The following is an 18,860-nucleotide window of genomic DNA, read 5'->3' on the forward strand; positions in this document are numbered from 1 at the left end:
CGATTATTAGGAAAAGCAAATTTTCCATTTCTATTGCCCGGCGGCAGAACCTCCATGAACCGCATGGGACGTTCGGGCGCGTCCGCGTTCCTTTCACCAGTCGCGGGTCGGTCGTTTTTGAAGTGGGCGGGCGGCAAGAGGCAGTTGCTTTCAGACATCCTGCCGATGGTTCCGGATTTCCAAAACTATGTTGAGCCTTTCCTCGGGGGAGGCGCTGTATTCTTTGCCCTGTCGTCCGCGCGGCCGGGTTTTCGAGCAATTCTAGGCGATTCCAATGCCCCATTGATCCAAACCTACAGAGTCGTTATGGACAACCCAGCGGCACTTGTCGACCTGCTTTTCAAGCACGAGCTTGAGTATAACGCGGATCCTGAAGGATTTTATTATTCGCTGCGCGACCAAAAACCTTCGGACAGCCTGTCGACCGCGGCCAGATTCATTGCTCTCAACAGGACTTGTTACAACGGCCTTTACCGGGTAAATAGCAAGGGAGAATTCAACGTGCCTATGGGTCGTTATCGAAATCCCAAGATCTGCAACCGCGATGTTCTGGTTCAGTCAAGCGCTGCCCTTCGAGGTTGCCGCGCTCTCCTGCTCAACGAAGACTATGAAAGGGTTGCCTCGCTTGCCAGCAAGGGAGACTTTGTCTACCTGGATCCCCCATTCGCCCCGGAAAGCCGGACGGCAAATTTCGTCGGGTATACCAGTTCAGGTTTTGGCGAGCGTGAACAGCAGAGGCTAGCCAAGGTTTTCCACATGCTTGATGGCAAGGGTTGCAATGTACTGCTGAGCAATTCTGATACACCCGTCGTACGGGACTTGTATTCTGGGTTTTCAAGCACGACTGCAAGAGTTCCGGCGCTTCGTTCTATCAACTCAGTTGGAGCGAGGAGGACAAGCCACAGCGAGCTTCTTATCCGAAACTACCGGGTCAATTGGTAAGAGTCTTTACGCGACGCAGGAAGAATTTTCTCAAGTGTTTAAAGGGCATATTTTGCGATAATGACCATGTCAAACCCGCAGGGACCATCTATATTTTGGACCGAACTTAAGGGGAAAAAGGTCGTCGGAAGCGACGGCAAAGAAATAGGAGAGATAAAGGACGTATCACAGCACTACCTCCGCGTAGAAAAGGGGCTTGTGGGCAAGGACAAATTCTGGCTGCCGAAATTTACAGTAGATGCGTTCGACGGCAAGCACTTGTGGCTGCTAGTCGGAGGCGAGGAAGCGCTCAACAGGTATGCTTACGGCGTCGAACCCCAGTCAGAGGAATTCCGCAGAGATTTTGAAACTTTCAGGGCGTCACCTTACGGGGAGAAGGCGATATTCGCCCCGGGCATGGACGAAACGATAAGAATGATTGAAGAGCGGAACTTTGACGAATACAGGAATATTCGCGAGCCAGAAAGGTAGCGGGCCGGATTTCCGCTCCTGATTTCAGCCAAACGTGCGTTGACGGTAGTCAAAATAGGTTTTTAAGTCAAAAACGATGCGGATACCGCGAATGAGTGACCAACCGAGAATTATGGTAGTTGAGGATGACCAGGATATTCTTACACTAGTGATTAGGCATTTACTTGCGAATCACTTCGATGCGGTGGGGTTCAGCGATCCGCTGAAGGCGCTTGCTGATTTCAAATCCGACCCGGCAAAGTACGACGTACTTCTCACAGACATTCGGATGCCGGGGATGAATGGAATAGAGCTGGCGGCCCACGTCACAAGGTTAAACCCAATGACAAAAATAATGATAATGACCGCACACGAACTCTTTCCGGAGGACCTCCGCCTGCGGCTGCCGATAATTAGCCACCGGGACATTCTTCGAAAGCCATTCCAGTTGGCGGAAGTTTGCAACCGACTAAGAAAGCTCGTCGATGCCAACTGAAAGTCCGCAGATCAGCCCTAGCGGTTTGCTGGGCTCGAAAATTCTAAGCAGAACATTCATGCCTCTAGGTCGCTCTTGAACGAGCGATGGAACGGGTGCTGCCTGATGTCAAGCAAAACCAGTACTGCCATGATCAGCGCGATGACCAGAATTGTGTACAGTGGAAGTAGTTCAGGAGTGACAGCCGCAAACAAGACGATAATTCCTGCAGCCACAATCGAGTATGTTGCCTGCCTCTTTTCTACCGTGTTTTTGTGATTTTCTTGAGTTGCCGGCCTTGAGATTACCGAGGATAGCCGGATTATTGCAAGGGAGAGAAGGCAAATCGCCATCGAACCGCACATCAGCCACTTGTCACTTACAGCAAGAGGTACGTCGGGCCTGCTCAGTACAATGTGTTCTATGCTCACCCCAAAGCCCACGATTCCTATCAGTAGCGGAAAGTGCGCGTAGAGCCATGCAAAGTATCCGCGTATCTTTCTCTGGCTACGGAAAGCTCTGATTGCCGAACCGTCAATGCTGTCAAAATAAATCCACCAGATGCAAAAGTCTACGCCAAGGCTTAGCGCCGCCGAGAGAACCGACGCGGCTGTCCAGTCATGTGTTGCAATATTGTCAACAAATGCGAGAATCGAAACTCCAAGTACAATTATCGTAAACGCGCCAAAGCGGTCAGGCAGGTGATAAATGTGTGGAGCAAACCTGTTTGAAGTCCTCAGCGTAAGAATGATAGGAATTGCGATGTCTACTACGAGGCCAATGAACCAGAGGTAGAAACGGTAAGGAGGCGGAATGAATGCTGATACAAACCAGAGAATCGTTGTCGCCATAAAGCCTCGTGAGTAGAGGCGGGTCAGCGGGCGGGCAGAGCGGACGTGCTTGCCAGTAAGAAGATACTCGATCACCAGTATAGTTCTGACTGTGGCATAAGACAACGCAAAGCTCTGAGAGTTGTTTCCCAAGCCGCCGATTACGCTTACGGCCATAAATGCGGCCGCAGCCATTTGCAAGAGCGTGAGCAGTCTATGCTGGAGGCTGTCGGTTTCAAACCTTGTGTTGTAGAAAGTAACCCCTAGCCATGACCAGAAGACCGGTACAAACAGGAATACGAATCCAAGGTAACCCGCGGCAGAAATATTTTCATTAAGGCCTATTGCAAGCTGTGCGACAACGATGGCGAAAATGAGATCATAAAAGTTTTCAAGCCAGCTTGAATGGCGTTCCTTGTCCTCATCGCCCAGCAGCGCAACCACGCCTCTTCCAAGGAGAGTTCATTATTTCAGGTTATTCGGCCGGCCGTGGTGCTAAGGCAACATCGAACAAAGCAGAGAGTTGCCCGACTGCACATAGGGGGAAAGATCCTTCACCGACAGCGGATGCGCCCTTCGCGAATGGAACTTGCAGTCGGCCGTGAAACCCAGGCAGGAAAACGGGCGCGTGCCAGCAGTAACCCCGGGTAAATTCGGGTGGGTTTCTACCCTTTATTTTTAGTAGTTAGTTAGTTTTACGCACTGCTTGTTGCAATACAAACGACTGTTTATTTGAAACCATGTGTAATTTTACTTGCCTGCAAGTGGCTGTTACCGTGGTTCGTCATTTTCAACCCGTCGGCTTTGGCCGGCGGGCTTTAACTTTCGAAACGCCGCTGCTACAGGTTGCAAAGTTGTGTACGATTGAAGCGCGGCTTTTAGCTATGTCTCGGCTGGCTACTTTACAGCAACTTTTTATCGCTGCTTAAACAATTAACCAATAAGTGCGATTTACAATTGTCAATTGCCATACGGCTGCTAGTTGTTGAAGACGAACCAGACATACTTTACCTAGTACAAAAGCACTTGCGCAATAACGGCTTTGAACCTACCGGCTTTAGCGACCCATTAAAGGCGCTAGACGATTTCAAAGCCGACCCGACAAAGTATTCGCTGGTACTTACCGATATTCGAATGCCGGGCATGAACGGCGTTGACTTGGCACACGAGTTACTAAACATAAACCCAAGTGTAAGGGTCATTCTAATTACAGCATACGACGTTATTTCAGACGACTTGCGTGCAAAGCTACCCGTGGTTTCAATAGACGATATTATTCGCAAACCCTTCAGGCTTGTCGAGATTTGCAATAGGGTAAAGCAACTTACAAGCGCAAACTAGTTTTCAAAACCATGCACCTAACTAAGTTCGCCGGTTAAGGCCGGCGGGCTTAATCACTAATAATTGCAAATTCGTCGTGACCCGTTTCTATGCAATGTACGTTAAAGTGAACAATTGTATCGAATGATAGTTTACACTCGGCGCAGACGAATTTAATCGGCATAAAACCGGCACTTGGCTTATTCTGCGCATACTTAAGCAATACGTAACTGTGTGACGTATGTCATGCATAATTCGACAGTTGCAGCCTAGCGCTTTTCGAAATGCGTTTGAATATGCATAGCAAGTTCGCTTGGCGCAACTGGTTTTCTAATAAAGCAATGGCTTGGCAGGTGTGGCAGCGTCTTTCTTACTTCGTCGATGCCAATATCGTAAGCAGAAAAAAAGCAAATTTGCAGGTTATTGCTTTTCTGCCATAGCATACGGGCAAGTTCAAAGCCAGACATTCTTGGCATACGAATGTCAAGTAAGGCAACGTCGTAATTGGTCGGGTCGCATTTGGCTGCTAGCAACGGGTCGTTGAATGCATCTACTTTGTAACCTTTTATTGTCAAGCCCCTTGATACTGTAGCTGTGATATCGCGGTCGTCGTCTACAATTAGCAGTCTATTTTTGGTTACCATTTAACAAGCCTGCCGCAAGAACGTTATTGTTTTTTAATGCTGCCGATATTTAATGCAAATTAATTCAGTCGATTAAATGAAGTTGCTTTGGTCAAATGTTCTAGAACTTATTTGCGCTGTGCTTTAATACGCAAGTCGTCAGCTAACGCACGCTTGTATCGTGACTGTTAACCTTGAAGACCTAAGCATTTCCGAACTTTTCAAATACCTTGAAGAAATGGGCGTAAATTGCTCGCAGCTACGCAAGGCACAGTGTATCATGAAAAGTGAAAATGTTCGCCAATGCCTTTACCAACTGCTTGAAAACCACATAAAACACAAAGCCTACAAAGACGCAATGCGCTGAATTACGACAATTGTAAGCTGGTAGTAGTCAAGACATGTGTACTTTTTAATTGCAATGCGATATTTCGGTAATTAAGCCGAACGATACCTTACGCATGCGCCAAGTTTCAGCAGGTAATCGGCAGAAGGTCAGTGCTTCGATTACTTCTGCCCTTACCTGTTTTTGTACCTAAATGGGCGAGTAATTTTTGCCGCTGCCTGCACCTACATTTGAAAGTAAAGAATAAGCGCAAATGCAGTAAGCGCTATTGCCGCAATTATGATTACCTTGTGTTGCACGGCGATGTTTTGCGCAATGTGAAGTTAAGCCTTGACTAACCTTGTTAACGGGCGACTAACATTTGTCTAGAAGACTTTTACTTAGACATGAATTTGCCCTTGTAACAAACTGCCAGCCCGGTAAATTTCGGTCGCGTTTTCAAAAGGTGGGGGGTGGGTTTGTTCGCAAACCAGCCGCGCCGAAGGGTGGGTTACAGTAGTACGTTTTTGCTACTAGTAAACATAACTGACCGAAACGAGCGACGGCTCACTGCGCTATGCTTCGTTCGCCGAACGACAAAAGACGATATGTAGACGCTTGGCAAAAGCTTGTTACAGTCGTTCGGCTTTGTACGGTAAACCGCGGGTATGCTGACAAAATGACAATACTAGTTTCGTGCGTAAATTCGCATTTTGACAAAATGGTGTTGTCAAAATACGCATATTCGTGCTTGGCAAGCGTTTTGTCATTTTGTCACGGCAGGTAGGGTAGGCAGTAAACCCACGGTTGCCCACCGTGGTTAACTTTGCAGTCGACCATAACACGGCGACCTGTTTGCTTAAGTCGGCTTAGGTCGCACGTGTTTGTTAACACTGCTACAGCCTTGCTAAAGTCGGCGTAAGCCGAACCTACCTTTTTTTATTTCAGGTCAATTTGACCTGCAACAATTACTAAATGCGACTGGCACAAAATTGGTGTTGCTTATGCCAAAACAGCAAAGCGACGATAACAAGCCAAGGCTTTTTGCCAATAATGCCAACATACTTTTACAACATTCGACTTACGCCGAACCACGACAACGACGAAAAACAGCACAAAACTACCAAGTTCGAACACCTAAAAGCGAAATTCGCAATGCCCTTGTCGAAAATTGTAGCAAAAATGCACCAACTAGCAAAAGTAAACCACTGAAACCCACCCTAAAAACGGGCGCGTGCCAGCAGTAACCCTCCTTCTGTTTTAGGCGGGATTCCGCTGAGCAGCCTACCTGAGCAGGTGCAGGTCCCTCTGGCTCTGTTTGGCCTTGCTCCGCCCGGGACGTCAGTTTCATTCCCGTGTCAGGAAATCTCAGGCTTGTCGCCATCATTGTAACCAGAAGGCCTAACCGGATCTCTTTTCTGTTACGTTGCCAGCCGTCTCCGGCTAACTATCGCTAGTTCGGGCGCCTGCTATGAGGGAGGAGTTTCCTCTCGTTTGAGTCACCCGCCCGCTGGCTCGCGCAGGTAGGCATACAGGCAATCTCGTTATTATCGTTGTTCCTTTAGCCAGAGGGTTTTGGGAAATACTGGAGTTCGAGCGATTCAATTTCTGACCTTGAAGCCTGCGAGTATTCGGCAAGAGGCTCGGCGTTTAATTCAAGGAACGTATGTCCCCACTTGAACTTGTTCATAATAGCTGCGGCCTGGTCCCTGTCGCCAAGGATGTAAACCGCGCCGGCTAGTGCCTCCGCGCTCGACAGTTTGTTCAGCTTTGCATAATTTACAGGGTTTGCAGCCAGCAGGGCGGGAAGCCGCCTTCCCAGTCCCTGCGATGCAAGTCTGAAAAGCCGCTTGGTTTCGCCTATTCTCTCCCAAGAACAGTCTATGGCACAAACCGAGTCTGCGGCGCTATTGTCTTCGCGTGAAAGTGTGATATCGGAGAAAGGGTCGAGCACTATGCTGGACCTTGAGCAGCGCCGTACCTGCTCAGCTAGGCCAAACTTGGCGAGTTTTGCCGCCGTGCACTTTGCAGGGTCGTCTTGGCGGAGCATCAGGACCTGGGCCTTCAACAAAATTGTATAAGTCCAAATCAATATTTAATGCAATGACGAACAGGTCGCCGGTCAAGGTTTTTATCCGTTCTTGAATCATGACGGAAGCAACTGAAATGCCGGCGATCCTTGGCCTACGGTTTCCATTTGATTTGAAAAAGGATCAGATCGAAGCAGTGGACGCATGGGTCCAGAACGGGTGCAGAGGGTCGGTGATTTTTAGCACTGGGACAGGCAAGACAGAGATCGCATTCGAGTGTGCACGAAGAGCTGCCCAGGCGCTGTCGCCCCCGGAGGAGAGGCTTTTGGAAGGAACCTCGCGCCAGTTCCGCGTACTTTTCCTAGTCCCGCGGATAGTCCTGATTGAGCAGAACCTAAGGCGGCTGCGGAATTACGGCATCGCAGACGACTGCCTCGGTGTATATTATGGCGAAAAAAAGAACGCATCTGAAATAACTATCAGCACCTATCAGAGTGCGATAAACAACAGGGAACTGATTTCCGACGCGCACATGGTCGTGCTTGACGAGGTTCATTTGATAAGCGAAACGGCATCCGAGTTTGACAAGATCTTTGACGTTCTCGTCGAGGACCCAAGGAAGGCAATACTGGGACTAACTGCGACTATAGACGAGAGAGACCCAAAGTATCAGACAATCCTTACGGTGCTTCCCCCGGTGAAGAAATACCACATCAAGGACGCTGTCGATGACGGCAGGCTAGCCAAGCCGGTTCTAAAGCCAATCGAGGTCAGGTTTAACCCTGAAGAGCAGGAAAAGTACGACCAGCTTACAGCCAATATCAAGGAAATCTCGCGCAAACTTCAGGCTTATGATCCTATTCGGATGACTCGCATCCTCGGGAGGGGCGGCCCGCGGGCTACGCTTGCCAAGGCCTGGTTTGCAAGCGTCCGTGAAAGGAAGAACCTGCTCAGCTCGACTGAATTGAAGCTCCGCAAGGCGGTCGAGGTTGTAAAGAGCCACCCCGGCGAGCGGATTATGATATTTAGCGAAACAATTGACTCCATCGAGCTCTTGAGGACAATACTTGAGCAGGAGGGAATCCGGGCGCGGAGCATACACAACGGCATCAAGCCGAGGGAGCGGCATGAAATACTCGCAAGCTGGGGGGAGGACTATTTCCCCCTGCTCTCTGTGCACACGCTTGAAATCGGCTATGACGTTCCGCAGGCTGGAATCGCGATAATTATTGCAAGCACATCGAACATGAACCAGGTGGCGCAGCGAATCGGACGTGTCGTCAGGATATCTGAAGGCAAGAACCACGCGCTGGTCTATGTCATATACGTGGCCGGCTCTAAAGACACCAACGTGCTCAAGGTGATGTCTGCGGCGATAGAGAAGCGAGACCTCACGGCACCCTCTGCAGGAGTGAAGGCTGACAAGCCCGCGGCTAAGCCTAGGCCTGTCCGGGGGCAGAAAACGCTAACCAAGTTCTCATGAGCCGGCCTGACCGCGGTACACCGAGCTCAGCATGGAGCTCGTGCTCTCGAGGTAGGTGTCGATGTCCATCTCGACTACCTTGCCTTCATCAATGTTAATGATGTAAACGAGCTGGAGCCTTGCGTTTAGAATGTCCTGCTCCGAGACAGGTGGAGACTTGTAATACCTGTCACAGAGCGCCTTTACCTCCGCCACCTCCTCTGCCTTTCTGTCCCTTGGCGGCCTCCGAAAGAGAGGAGGGATCGGCAGGATGCTCACGGGAGGCGTTGCAAGTACAAACTGGTTCGCATAGGCGCTGTACCTTGCGACCTTGCTTGCAATTCTTGCAAAATAGTAAGAGAGCGGGTCAAGTGCGTGCTCCGGCGGGATAAATCCGGTCTCTATTTCGACGATGGTGTTTCCGTCTCCTTTGGTTGCAAAAACGTCGCACACAAGGATGTCGCTGAGCTGCTTTTCGACGTCGACCTCGTAGCCATATCGCACAAGATGCTTGGCGCAAACAAGCTCCATCGCAGAGTGGTTTATCTTGACAAGATTCCTTTGGTAAAGCGAGATCAGCCTGTTTCGCACAAACAGCATCCTCTCGGTCATTTCGGCCGACTCGCCCGATGCCATTCGTTCGGAAAGTGCGGTGACATCGGCGATAAACTGCTCTAAGTCCAATGGCTCTTGAACCTTTAATCCGCGTGTGGTTTAAAGATATAGGAGTCTGCCATCGCCTCGCTGCGGCAGAAACATTAAAAGTTCACCTAGCCTCACCGTTCGCCCGTAATACGAATGTCTTCTATTAGAAAGGTGGCAGTCCTCGGGTCAGGCATTATGGGACACGGCATAGCGCAGGTGTCCGCGATGGCAGGCTACGACGTTTCACTTCGGGATATCGAAATGTCGTTCCTAGAAAAGGCAATGGAGAAAATAAAGTGGTCCCTCGGCAAAATGGTCGAAAAGCAAAGACTCAGCGCTGCTGACTCTGAGAAAATACTTTCCAGGATAAAGCCCACCGTCGATCTCCGGACCGCGCTCAAGGACGCTGACTTGCTAGTTGAGGCAGTGCCCGAGGATATGAGCCTGAAGAAGAAAGTGTACGCAGAGGTCGAGAGCGTTGCGGAGGAAAAGACACTTTTCGCATCAAACACCAGCACACTTCCGATTACCGAGATGGCCGCGCTTACCCTAAGGCCCGAGAGATTCATCGGTGTTCACTTTTTCAATCCGCCTCAGCTCATGCCGCTTGTGGAGGTGATACCGGGAAGGTCGACAGGGGAAGTGGTAATAAATGCCGCCATGCAGTTTGTAAAGAGCGTCGGCAAGCAGTCGGTTCTGTGCAAGAAGGACGTCGCGGGTTTTATCGTCAACCGGATTTTCATCCCGCTTGTCCACGAAGGAGTTTACTGCATGGACAGGGACGGAGTCACAAAGCAGGAGCTGGACTCGGCCGTAAAGTTCAAGATGGCATTTCCGATGGGGATTCTGGAGCTGGCCGACTACACCGGTCTTGACGTCATTTACAAGGCCACAACCGAGATGCATTCCAGGGACTCTAAGGTAATTAACCCGCACCCGCTCATCAAGAAACTTTATGACGAGAAGAATTACGGCCAGAAAACGGGCAAGGGCTTTTACGACTACAAGGGAGACCAGTATGAGCGGATTAACCTGACAGAAGAACTTGCAGCCAAGTACGACCCTCTAACCCTCGTAGCCGTAGCCGCGAATAACGCCGCATGGCTAATTTCCAACGAGGTATGCGACAAGGCAGACCTGGAAAAGGCGCTAAAACTGGGGATGGGGCTTAAAACAGAGCTGTTTGCAACTGCCGAAAAATTTGGCATCAAACGGATTGTGGAGAGGCTCGAATCCCTCAGTGCAAAGTATGGCCAGTTCTATGCCCCCGACAGATACCTCGCAAACTATCCGAGGGCTGCTTGAGATGCATGCCGGAAATCCTTAAATGCTTGAAAGACGTATAGAGATCTGCCGACTGGCGAAACAGAAAGAATCGCCCGACACCCAGAATCTGCGCTTTGGGTAATGACTCAGAGCGTCCCCGGAGGTGCCGGTTGAGTTCGGTGGCATTGGGCGGCCGAAGGAAGAAAGAGACCATCGCCCCCATTGCTGCCGTCTCATGATTGGCGAAGAGGAACTGGCTCAAAAGGCTTGTTTCAAGGCGCCATGCGACTTTGATGTCGTCAGTTCGGCATTCTGTTATAATTTGTTCTTCGCACTTTCCATAATCCGCCCCACTGCGCCTCGAGCATCATTTGCCACCTGTATTAGCACCCTGTTCCTCTCGTCGAGGTATTTTCCGCCGTAGATGTCCGCGACCCCGCCGCTGCCGGATAACGCGACTACGGTCTTTTTCGTCATGTATCCCACACCCATTTCAATGAGCGTTCCTATGCCCCCTCCCACGGCAATAATTCCATCGCCGGATGAAGCCACTATAAAGTCCCGGGCATAGCCTATACCTGTACAGATTACGACATCACAGTAGGGGTTTGCATGTGAGAATTCTTCCTGTGGTATTATCCCAACGGTTGTGCCGCCGGCCTCCTTTGCGCCCTTGCACGCCGCCTCCATTACTCCTCCCAATCCGCCGCATACAAGAACCGCCCCTGCGGAAGCGACCTCTTTGCCGACTTCGTATGCCATTTTCCAGGCAACTTCGCTGCAGCGGTCTTTATTGTATCCAATCACCGCAATCTGAATTCTTCGCATCTGGCTTACTACGATGCTATGGAAATGTCGGCGCTCTTTAGGTATTTCTCAAAGACTTAAAAAAGGCATGTTTCAAGCACTTCACACGTGAGGTTCCGCGACCGGGGCGAGGCAGGAGACGTTCTGGCGGACAGGCTGCAAAAGGCGGGCCTCGATTCCCAGAATACAGTCGTGATAGGGATCCCGCGTGGAGGGATTATCCTTGCAGACATTGTCGCAGGCCGGCTCGGAGCGGCGTTTGATATTGTAATTCCCCGAAAGCTATCCGCCCCGGGCAGCGAGGAGCTTGCAATCGGCGCGGTAATGGCTGACGGAACCTCGTATGTTAACGACTATGTCGTGGACGCACTAAAGATATCGGCCGAGTACATCGAGTCAGAAAAGGCCAAACAGGCCGCCGAGATATCCAGAAGAATGGCCCTTTACAGAAGGAAGGAGCTTGGTTATGATATTAGCGGACGAGACGTTGTGCTGGTCGATGACGGTGCGGCAACCGGCTCGACAATGACTGCAGCGGCACGCTGGATAGCAAAACAGTCTCCAAAGAGCCTCACCGTTGCTGTCCCCGTTGCCCCCAAGGCCACCGTGGAAATGCTCGCGCTTGAAGCCGATTCTGTCATAGTCGCGGCGACGCCCAGGGATTTTTCTTCTGTCGGCCAGTTCTATGACGAGTTTGACCAGATCACAGACGAGCAGGTTATTCAGATAGCCAAGTCTCGAAAGTTGGTCTAGCAGATTAAAGCAATATATCACTCAAAGGGGAGAGGGCATTTCATGACTGATTATCGCGTGAAGGATATCGGGCTTGCAAACGCGGGAAAATCTCGCATCGACTGGGCAGAGGCGCACATGCCTGTAATGGTTGCCCTGGGAAACAAATACGAGTCTTCAAAGCCGTTGAAGGGCGTCAGGGTCGCCGGCTGCCTGCATGTGACAAAGGAAACAGGGGTTTTGGTGAGGACTCTGAAGGCTGCCGGCGCGGATCTTTCCTGGTGCGGGTGCAATCCCTTGAGCACGCAGGACGACGTCGCGGCATCGCTTGCCAAGCATGAGGGAGTGGCAGTGTTTGCAAGCCGGGGCGTTAACTCGAAGGAATATTATGACGACATCCGCTCATCGATAAAGTCAGATCCCCATGTCAGCATAGACGATGGCGCCGACATGACAGTCGAAATGCACAAGGACAGGCCCCGCTCTATGAAAGGCGGCACCGAAGAGACCACTACCGGGGTAATCCGGCTTCGGGCGCTCTACAAGGCTGGCAAACTGATGTTTCCTGTCATTGCGGTAAATGACGCCGAGACCAAGCACGACTTTGACAATGTGTACGGAACCGGCCAGTCTGCACTTGATGGCATTATCAGGGCTACAAACGTCCTGCTTGCAGGCAAAAACGTCGTGGTTTCTGGATACGGCCACGTTGGAAGGGGTATCGCGCGACGAGCGGCAGGCCTTGGGGCAAATGTAACTGTCACCGAAATCGACCCAATCTGTGCACTTCGGGCAAAGATGGACGGGTACGATGTCAGGCCGATGGGCGAGGCGGCTGCTCAGGGCGACATCTTTATCACCGCCACCGGCTGCAAGGACGTCATTGTACATGAACACATTATGAAAATGAAGGACGGGGCCATCCTTGCGAACGCGGGCCACTTTAATGTCGAGATTTCGATACCTGCACTTGAAAAGAACATGAGCGATTCCAGGAAGGTGAACGAGCACACGATGCAATACACGATTTCTAACGGCAACAGGCTCTATCTTCTGGGCGAAGGCAGGCTCGTCAATCTTGCTGCAGCAGAGGGCCATCCGTCGGAGGTGATGGACATGAGCTTTGCAAACCAGTTCCTTTCTGTCCTAAAGCTCGCCAGAGAAGGCGACAGCATGAAGCCAATGGTATACCAGATCGACAGGATGCAGGACCAGGAAATAGCGGCGGCAAAACTTGGCTCGATGGGAGTCAATATAGACAGGCTTTCGAGCGAGCAACGGAGCTACCTCGAGGGTTTCGGCGAAGGCACGTAGTTGGACATAAATTAAAGTCGCATTCATAGAACTTGAAACGGTTGGATGGGTAGTCTAGCCTGGTTAGGATACCTGTCTCACACACAGGTGGTCGAGTGTTCAAATCACTCCCCATCCACTGTTTTCTATGTACGAAAAGCCTTTTGCACTTCGTCGTAAACATTCCGCGGCTCCGTTCCGTCAGGCCAGGGTCAATGCCGCGTCCAAGTTCCTGGTTGTACCTATCACAATTTTCAACTAGGCCTTCATTATCGTGTTTGTCCAGCAAGTTACCTGATTCAGTGACATAGTTTCAGCACTTTGCACCTGCGGCCAGAGAACTGCCGCTTTACCATTTCATTGACTCGCAAAGTGCATCTGGATGTGAGCTGCCAGCGCGGCTGGAGTAATAGGCTTTTTCAAAAAGCAGTAACTCTTGAGGCTTGGCAGTGTCCTTCTCGCTTCCGCTTCATAAATTTCAAAAGCCGACAAAAAGCATACGCGCAAGTTTGTGTTCTGTTGCCATAATTTGCGGGCTAGCTGAAAGCCATTCATTTCAGGCATTCGGATGTCCAGTATCGCGATGTCAAACGCATTTGCGCCGTGCTTTAGTGCGTCAGCAGGCCGGTTAAACGCGGTTACCGAGTAGCCGCTGATTTCAAGGCCGCGCGTTAAAATCAGGGTGATGTCTGATTCGTCGTCTACTATTAGGACTTTCACTAATAGACCATTCTCAGCTAAGATTGTTACATAGGGGTCGTATTTACTCCTTTGTGCATTACACGGAAAATCCATGTTAGTATCGCATTCTGCATCATTTCCAGGGCGTGTTTGGACGAGGTCTGTCGGCCGCAATCAGAGATTGGCCGTCCCGGTGGCAAAATAGGGAGCCTGCACCACTATATTTTAGCCTCAATCCATAGCCGCCTCTTTACAGAGGTTTACAGCAATTTCATGGCCATTAAAGTCCAGTCTGTCGGAATGAAAAATCCGCAAGCCATTCAAGTACTGACAAAACCCATACTGCCCGAGTTAAACTATAACGCGAATTTTATTCTGGGAACTGCCAGACTAACTTGCCTGACTAACGCAGGGTACTTGGATGACAGGAAGATGAGCGCGGAAATGACCTGTTCTCGATACCCGGCGAGGTATCTTCAGTTATGAAATCCATTCTCTTCGCTATGGCTCTGGCAGGAGCAAACTGCTACCTGGTTGTTAAACCACTCGATTCTGCAGCCGCACGGTAATACCTTGTTATCTTCGGTGTGGTCTGTCATTGGCCGTCCGGTTTTTTGCAGAAAAAGTATAATATCGTTTGCACTCATTGCCTGCGTGAGTGATGCCTGCCATCACTCATTGTCCTGCCACTGCCACACAATCCCGTCACCCTTGATCCTTTTGAAGCGTTCTGAGCGGCAGCGGACGCAATCAGCATGTTGCGCAGGGCAGGACCCTGCGGATCGACTGATACCTCCATAGAACTTGTTGAAACGGGGCTGGTTGTTTTTTGCAACTGAGCTATCTAGAGTATCTTGTTCCAGTATCAATGGAGCTCTGGCTGGTGCGACCGCGCGTCCTAGATAAGATCGGTGATGGCATCAGGGTGTCCGCCATTGCCATCTCAGCCGCTTTGGAACGTCACTTGTATTCAGAAATATCCTATAGCTAATTGTGCCAATATACTTTAAATCGGGAAAAATCAATGCAAGAACAGTTTGAAATACAGAAGCAGAACAGAAATCGTAGCGATGATCCTAGATGCGGCTAATGGCGGGGCGACCAAGACGAAGATAATGTACAGGGCCTTCCTCAGTTATGCGCAGCTCAGGGAGTATCTCTCGGTTCTAATCGAAAACGACCTGCTCGAGTATGTCGAAGGAACACAGACTTACAAGACAACCGAAAAAGGCCTGACGTTCCAAAAGATGCATAACGAGATAGGCGAACTGCTCCAGACTACGGTCAAGAGCCGCTGATCTCGCATCGCATATTTTTTACGTAAAAAGGAAAAAGTAGAGTCGGTGAAAGAAGCCGACCTATTGCTTTTGGATGACCTGGTTAAGCCAGCTTGACTCGGTAGTTGTTGTCTGCTCGGCTGCAGGTGCTTCGGCCTCGGGCGTCGTAACCGCGGTTACTATTGGGATGCTTTCGGTGTGGCCCTCGGCAGTCACAGCCGCTGCAACTGGAGCTTGTGACTCGGCAGTATTTGCGGGCTGCGCAGTCACATCAGCAGTAGGGGTCGATTCCGCGGATGACCCGGATATGTTCTCGATTGTTTGAGCGGCCAGCTTTGCCCTGACGTTGGAAATTTCCGTCTTTTCGTTTGTGATGTGCTCTAGCAGCTCGTCTGTCTGTATCTTGATTTGCTGATAGGTTTCTTCTCTCATCTCGTTGCTTCTAAACTGAAGCTTTGCATCAAAGAGCACGCCCTTGACGTTCTTGCTCTCGGAGTCAAGCTCGCCGATTCGCGCATCGAGCTTGGCATCGATGGACTTTTGTTGCTCTTCAAGCTCGTGCAGTTTCCGGTCGTATTTCAGGTAAACCAGCTCTGCGTCTTCCTTCATGGAGTCGTTCTCTGAGACGATTTCCTGCAGAGCCTTTATTCTCTTTAAAGTCAGCGACTTTTGGCGCAACAGCTTCTGCGCCTCAAGCCTCCACCTTGGAATAAAGAACACGTAGTCGCCTTGGATAACCAGTTGCTCGTATGGTAGTTGCTTCAGACCACCAGAGCCACAGTCGACGCTGGCGGTTTCTATCTCGCCATCGATCTCCGTGATTAGTCCGACGACGCGTCCGATGTAAGTACCATAGATGTCCTTGACCTGCTTGCCTACAAATCCGAGCTTTTCTTCGCTCATGAATTTGGATTGGTAGGAGGCTATAATGACAACGGTGTCAAAAATGTTGCATAACTTTGTGCACACTAGTTCTCTGACCCGCGCGGGCTGCATTTATTAGTACACCAACCGTAACCGGCGTGTTTGTCCGCCGACTCGGGCTCGGAATATTTTACCGACGAAGAAAAGTCGGTTCTCACCGGACACTTTTCAAATAGCGACAGGCCCGTGTTTGCCATAATAACGCCAAGGCAGGTCGACAGGGGAGCCCTGATGTCGAGGTACTCGCGCTCGGACAAGAACATGAGGAGAGTGTTTCTTGACGAGTTTGCTCAAAACCCTGACAGGGGCGAGGAGTTTTACCGCAAGGTTTTGATGGAGTACGGCGACGACTCGGTGGCCGAGCTGGGCGAGGCCCAGGTCGCAATTGAGGGGATCTCTAACGTCGCGGCAAAGAAGATCGAGGACAGGCGAATCGGGCTATCCTACCTTGAAAAATCCTCACGGTATGTAGCTTTTGACAAAAAGGTTCGCGGACAGTTCAAGTACCATCGGGAAAAGGCAATCATGGAATCGAGGTTTGCCGACTCTTATCTGAGCGCTTGTGATCTTTCATTTGAAACCTACAGTAGGGCTATTGAGCCGATGCAGCGGTTTCTCACAGATCGGTTTCCCATCGAGGGTCTCACATTCCTTGACTCTCGCACCCAGGCCGAAGTGGCATTTGACAAGCTTGTGCTAGACCAAGATGTCAAGGCTGCGCAGAGGGTTTATGCCTCCACAATCCGCGCCCGGGCACTTGACGACCTCCGGGGGCTGCTTCCTGCGTCCACGCTTACGAATGTGGGCATCTCGGGAAATGGCAGGGCTTTCGAGTACCTGCTTTCAATGCTTTACGGCTCACCGCTTGAGGAGATGAAGACTCTGGCAAGCTCCCTTAACGAAGAGCTCGCCCGGGTCATACCAGCCTTTGTACGGAGGGCCAACGACCGCCACGGCAAATCTCTTCAGGGGTACATGTCGCTCACGTCAGGTGATATGCAGAGCCTGGCGGCAAAGTATCGCACTGTGGATTCGGAGCCGGTCCTGCCATCCCCGCGACTGCTAGATTACGATCCGGCCGAAAAGGCGTATGCGAGCGTCGCAGCCGCCGCACTTTTCGAGTTCGCGGGAAGCTCGCTATCAAGCCTGTCCGAGACGGTCAGCAGGCTCCCGCCAGACAGGATTGTGGAGATAATCCGGGCCTACACCGCGCACAGGGTCAGCCGCCGCCACCGGCCGGGCAGGGCATTTGAAATGACCTACTATACTTTCGAGTTCTGTTCTAATTTCGGCATGTTCCGTGACCTGCATAGGCACAGGATACTGACGCTGGAAAGGCAGCTTCTCTCCACTAGACACGGATTTGAAATGCCTGCAGAGGTTGAGGACGCGGGCCTTGCAAAAGAGTTTTCCGAGTGCATGGACACTTCAAGAGGCGTCTACGAAGAGATGGCAGGCACCATGCCGGAGCAAGCGCAATATGTCGTGAACTTTGCCTACAGGTACAATTTCTTTATCAGGCTGAACCTGCGTGAAGCCTGCCACATAATAGAGCTTCGTACGACTCCCCAAGGCCACCCCGACTACAGGCAGGCCTGCCAGCAAATGTTCCTCGAGATAAAACGGGTCCATCCTCACCTTGCGGAGGGAATCAGGTTCGTCAATCTTGAAGGCCAGCAGCTCGAGCGCATGGCGTCTGAAAAATCGCTAGAGAGGAAAAGACGCCGGGGATAGGGCATACCTCGGTGTCAAATGGTAATAAACACCATTTGCTACCAATGTTTTTATACTACCATTGACTACCATTATACGGTAAGTAAAATGGTAGACAAGCCAATAAAGGACGAATCGGTAAAGACCACCGAGAACCGAGACGTTTACGACACAATGAGGGACAACCTCATACGAACAGTTGACGAAATCGCCAAGGCGCAGCCACAGTATTCACAATCAATCTCCAATCTCCAGCTTGATTACATCCAGACGACAAAGAACATGATACAGACTGCATTCTCTGTCCAGAAGCAGGTTGCTGGCTCCATGAACCTCCCGCAGACAGTCCCGTATGCAGACCTCTTTTCAAGACAGTCAAACGAGGTCACCAACAATGCAATCAGGTCGGTCGGAATCAACAACCAGCTGACAATAAACGCGCTGGACGCCGCAAGGGAGAACCTGAAAATCTACAACAGGACAATCGACGCAGTTACGGATTTCAACGCCAACGTAACAAAGGCGTGGACGTCGTTCTTCGCACAGCAGCAAGCACAATTCACGAGGCCATAAGGCCCCCTTTTTTCTTGTTTTTCGCTCAGGCCAGTTAAACGCCCCTTAGGATTCGACCCTACAATTAATAAATGTGAATTAACAGATATTCAGCGTTGGCTTCAGCAGCAGTAAACGAGTTTATCTGCGAAGACTGTGGCACACTTCTAGTTCACACTAATCCAAATACCCTTGAAAGCATGAAAGACGTTCACAACCAGCTTTGCTTCGTCAAGCGGCAAAAGAACAGAGCGGCAGAGGCTGCCAAGGCTGCAGCGGCAAGGCCGGCGGCCGGCGCAAGGCCCGCTGCGCCATCGGTTTCTGGCCCTCAGCCATCGATGCCTGGCCCGAGTGCTCCCCCTGCGCCAACTATGGGTGGCGGTGCAACGACCGTCTCACTCACCGGCTCCGGCTCTGGCTATTCCAAGGTGGACGGCCCGATTGACGTCAAGTTCAAGGACAAGCGCCAGTCGGCAGGCACGTTCCAGGGAATAAAGGTGTGGGGCCCGGTTG

The 18,860-nt window shown here is 50.9% G+C and carries 20 protein-coding genes, 1 tRNA gene and 1 other RNA gene; 13 read left to right on the forward strand and 9 right to left on the reverse strand.

Annotated features, from left to right (window positions below):
• The first annotated feature begins 33 nt into the window (after nt 1-33).
• From ABI361_12300 to ABI361_12310, 3 genes are all read left to right on the forward strand, one after another.
• Entirely contained in the window at nt 34-942 is a 909-nt protein-coding gene (locus ABI361_12300; GenBank protein MEO9321442.1) for a DNA adenine methylase, read from the forward strand.
• Between the two features lie 66 nt (nt 943-1,008).
• On the forward strand, nt 1,009-1,413 hold the full coding sequence (locus tag ABI361_12305) for a PRC-barrel domain-containing protein (protein MEO9321443.1): 405 nt from the start codon (nt 1,009-1,011) through the stop codon (nt 1,411-1,413).
• Nucleotides 1,414-1,504: 91 nt separating this feature from the next.
• The gene (locus ABI361_12310; GenBank protein ID MEO9321444.1) at nt 1,505-1,888 is read left to right on the forward strand and encodes a response regulator; all 384 of its coding nucleotides are present in this window, start codon (nt 1,505-1,507) and stop codon (nt 1,886-1,888) included.
• A gap of 56 nt (nt 1,889-1,944) precedes the next feature.
• Here the strand turns inward: ABI361_12310 and ABI361_12315 are convergent, their stop codons facing one another.
• Complete coding sequence (locus ABI361_12315) at nt 1,945-3,141, reverse strand: low temperature requirement protein A (protein ID MEO9321445.1); 1,197 nt, start codon at nt 3,139-3,141, stop codon at nt 1,945-1,947.
• A gap of 513 nt (nt 3,142-3,654) precedes the next feature.
• On the opposite strand from ABI361_12315, the gene ABI361_12320 reads away from it, so the two are divergent.
• Entirely contained in the window at nt 3,655-4,038 is a 384-nt protein-coding gene (locus ABI361_12320) for a response regulator (GenBank protein MEO9321446.1), read from the forward strand.
• A gap of 248 nt (nt 4,039-4,286) precedes the next feature.
• Here the strand turns inward: ABI361_12320 and ABI361_12325 are convergent, their stop codons facing one another.
• From ABI361_12325 to ABI361_12335, 3 genes are all read right to left on the reverse strand, one after another.
• Complete coding sequence (locus ABI361_12325; GenBank protein MEO9321447.1) at nt 4,287-4,661, reverse strand: response regulator; 375 nt, start codon at nt 4,659-4,661, stop codon at nt 4,287-4,289.
• 1,536 nt (nt 4,662-6,197) lie between these two features.
• Nucleotides 6,198-6,484, reverse strand: an RNA gene (rnpB, locus tag ABI361_12330) — RNase P RNA component.
• 42 nt (nt 6,485-6,526) lie between these two features.
• Nucleotides 6,527-7,033 (reverse strand): DUF367 family protein, encoded by a 507-nt coding sequence (locus ABI361_12335; protein ID MEO9321448.1) that lies wholly within the window; start codon nt 7,031-7,033, stop codon nt 6,527-6,529.
• Nucleotides 7,034-7,167: 134 nt separating this feature from the next.
• Between ABI361_12335 and ABI361_12340 the strand changes: the two genes are divergently transcribed.
• Nucleotides 7,168-8,478 carry a DEAD/DEAH box helicase gene (locus ABI361_12340; protein MEO9321449.1) on the forward strand — a complete coding sequence of 437 codons (1,311 nt, stop codon included), beginning with the start codon at nt 7,168-7,170 and terminating at the stop codon, nt 8,476-8,478.
• Here ABI361_12340 and ABI361_12345 read toward each other — a convergent pair.
• Nucleotides 8,473-9,141 carry a hypothetical protein gene (locus ABI361_12345; GenBank protein MEO9321450.1) on the reverse strand — a complete coding sequence of 223 codons (669 nt, stop codon included), beginning with the start codon at nt 9,139-9,141 and terminating at the stop codon, nt 8,473-8,475. The two genes, ABI361_12340 and ABI361_12345, sit on opposite strands and share 6 nt — an antisense overlap.
• A 114-nt stretch (nt 9,142-9,255) precedes the next feature.
• Between ABI361_12345 and ABI361_12350 the strand changes: the two genes are divergently transcribed.
• Nucleotides 9,256-10,407, forward strand: coding sequence for a 3-hydroxyacyl-CoA dehydrogenase family protein (locus ABI361_12350; GenBank protein MEO9321451.1), 1,152 nt, complete (start codon nt 9,256-9,258; stop codon nt 10,405-10,407).
• A gap of 276 nt (nt 10,408-10,683) precedes the next feature.
• Here the strand turns inward: ABI361_12350 and ABI361_12355 are convergent, their stop codons facing one another.
• A complete protein-coding gene (locus ABI361_12355; protein MEO9321452.1) occupies nt 10,684-11,196 on the reverse strand; it encodes a TIGR00725 family protein in 513 nt (170 codons plus the stop codon).
• Between the two features lie 87 nt (nt 11,197-11,283).
• On the opposite strand from ABI361_12355, the gene ABI361_12360 reads away from it, so the two are divergent.
• The 3 genes from ABI361_12360 (at nt 11,284) to ABI361_12370 (ending at nt 13,339) form a co-directional block, all read left to right on the forward strand.
• On the forward strand, nt 11,284-11,928 hold the full coding sequence (locus ABI361_12360) for a phosphoribosyltransferase family protein (protein MEO9321453.1): 645 nt from the start codon (nt 11,284-11,286) through the stop codon (nt 11,926-11,928).
• Nucleotides 11,929-11,970: 42 nt separating this feature from the next.
• A complete protein-coding gene (locus ABI361_12365; GenBank protein MEO9321454.1) occupies nt 11,971-13,221 on the forward strand; it encodes an adenosylhomocysteinase in 1,251 nt (416 codons plus the stop codon).
• Nucleotides 13,222-13,264: 43 nt separating this feature from the next.
• A tRNA-Val gene (locus tag ABI361_12370) sits at nt 13,265-13,339 on the forward strand.
• Nucleotides 13,340-13,557: 218 nt separating this feature from the next.
• Here the strand turns inward: ABI361_12370 and ABI361_12375 are convergent.
• Together ABI361_12375 and ABI361_12380 are read right to left on the reverse strand one after the other, a co-directional pair.
• A complete protein-coding gene (locus ABI361_12375; protein ID MEO9321455.1) occupies nt 13,558-13,920 on the reverse strand; it encodes a response regulator in 363 nt (120 codons plus the stop codon).
• A 604-nt stretch (nt 13,921-14,524) separates the two neighbouring features.
• Entirely contained in the window at nt 14,525-14,680 is a 156-nt protein-coding gene (locus ABI361_12380; GenBank protein MEO9321456.1) for a hypothetical protein, read from the reverse strand.
• Between the two features lie 238 nt (nt 14,681-14,918).
• Between ABI361_12380 and ABI361_12385 the strand changes: the two genes are divergently transcribed.
• Nucleotides 14,919-15,179, forward strand: a complete 261-nt coding sequence (locus ABI361_12385) for a winged helix-turn-helix domain-containing protein (GenBank protein ID MEO9321457.1) — start codon at nt 14,919-14,921, stop codon at nt 15,177-15,179.
• Between the two features lie 60 nt (nt 15,180-15,239).
• Here the strand turns inward: ABI361_12385 and ABI361_12390 are convergent, their stop codons facing one another.
• Nucleotides 15,240-16,061, reverse strand: a complete 822-nt coding sequence (locus ABI361_12390) for a CdvA-like protein (GenBank protein ID MEO9321458.1) — start codon at nt 16,059-16,061, stop codon at nt 15,240-15,242.
• Nucleotides 16,062-16,184: 123 nt separating this feature from the next.
• Between ABI361_12390 and ABI361_12395 the strand changes: the two genes are divergently transcribed.
• From ABI361_12395 to ABI361_12405, 3 genes are all read left to right on the forward strand, one after another.
• On the forward strand, nt 16,185-17,816 hold the full coding sequence (locus tag ABI361_12395) for an FAD-dependent thymidylate synthase (GenBank protein MEO9321459.1): 1,632 nt from the start codon (nt 16,185-16,187) through the stop codon (nt 17,814-17,816).
• An 87-nt stretch (nt 17,817-17,903) separates the two neighbouring features.
• Nucleotides 17,904-18,368: a hypothetical protein gene (locus ABI361_12400; protein MEO9321460.1), complete on the forward strand. Its 465-nt coding sequence runs from the start codon at nt 17,904-17,906 to the stop codon at nt 18,366-18,368.
• A 95-nt stretch (nt 18,369-18,463) separates the two neighbouring features.
• On the forward strand, nt 18,464-18,860 hold a 397-nt coding region (locus ABI361_12405; GenBank protein ID MEO9321461.1), incomplete at its 3' end, for a hypothetical protein.

It is taken from the genome of Nitrososphaera sp. (genome assembly GCA_039938515.1).
GTDB lineage: Archaea > Thermoproteota > Nitrososphaeria > Nitrososphaerales > Nitrososphaeraceae > Nitrososphaera.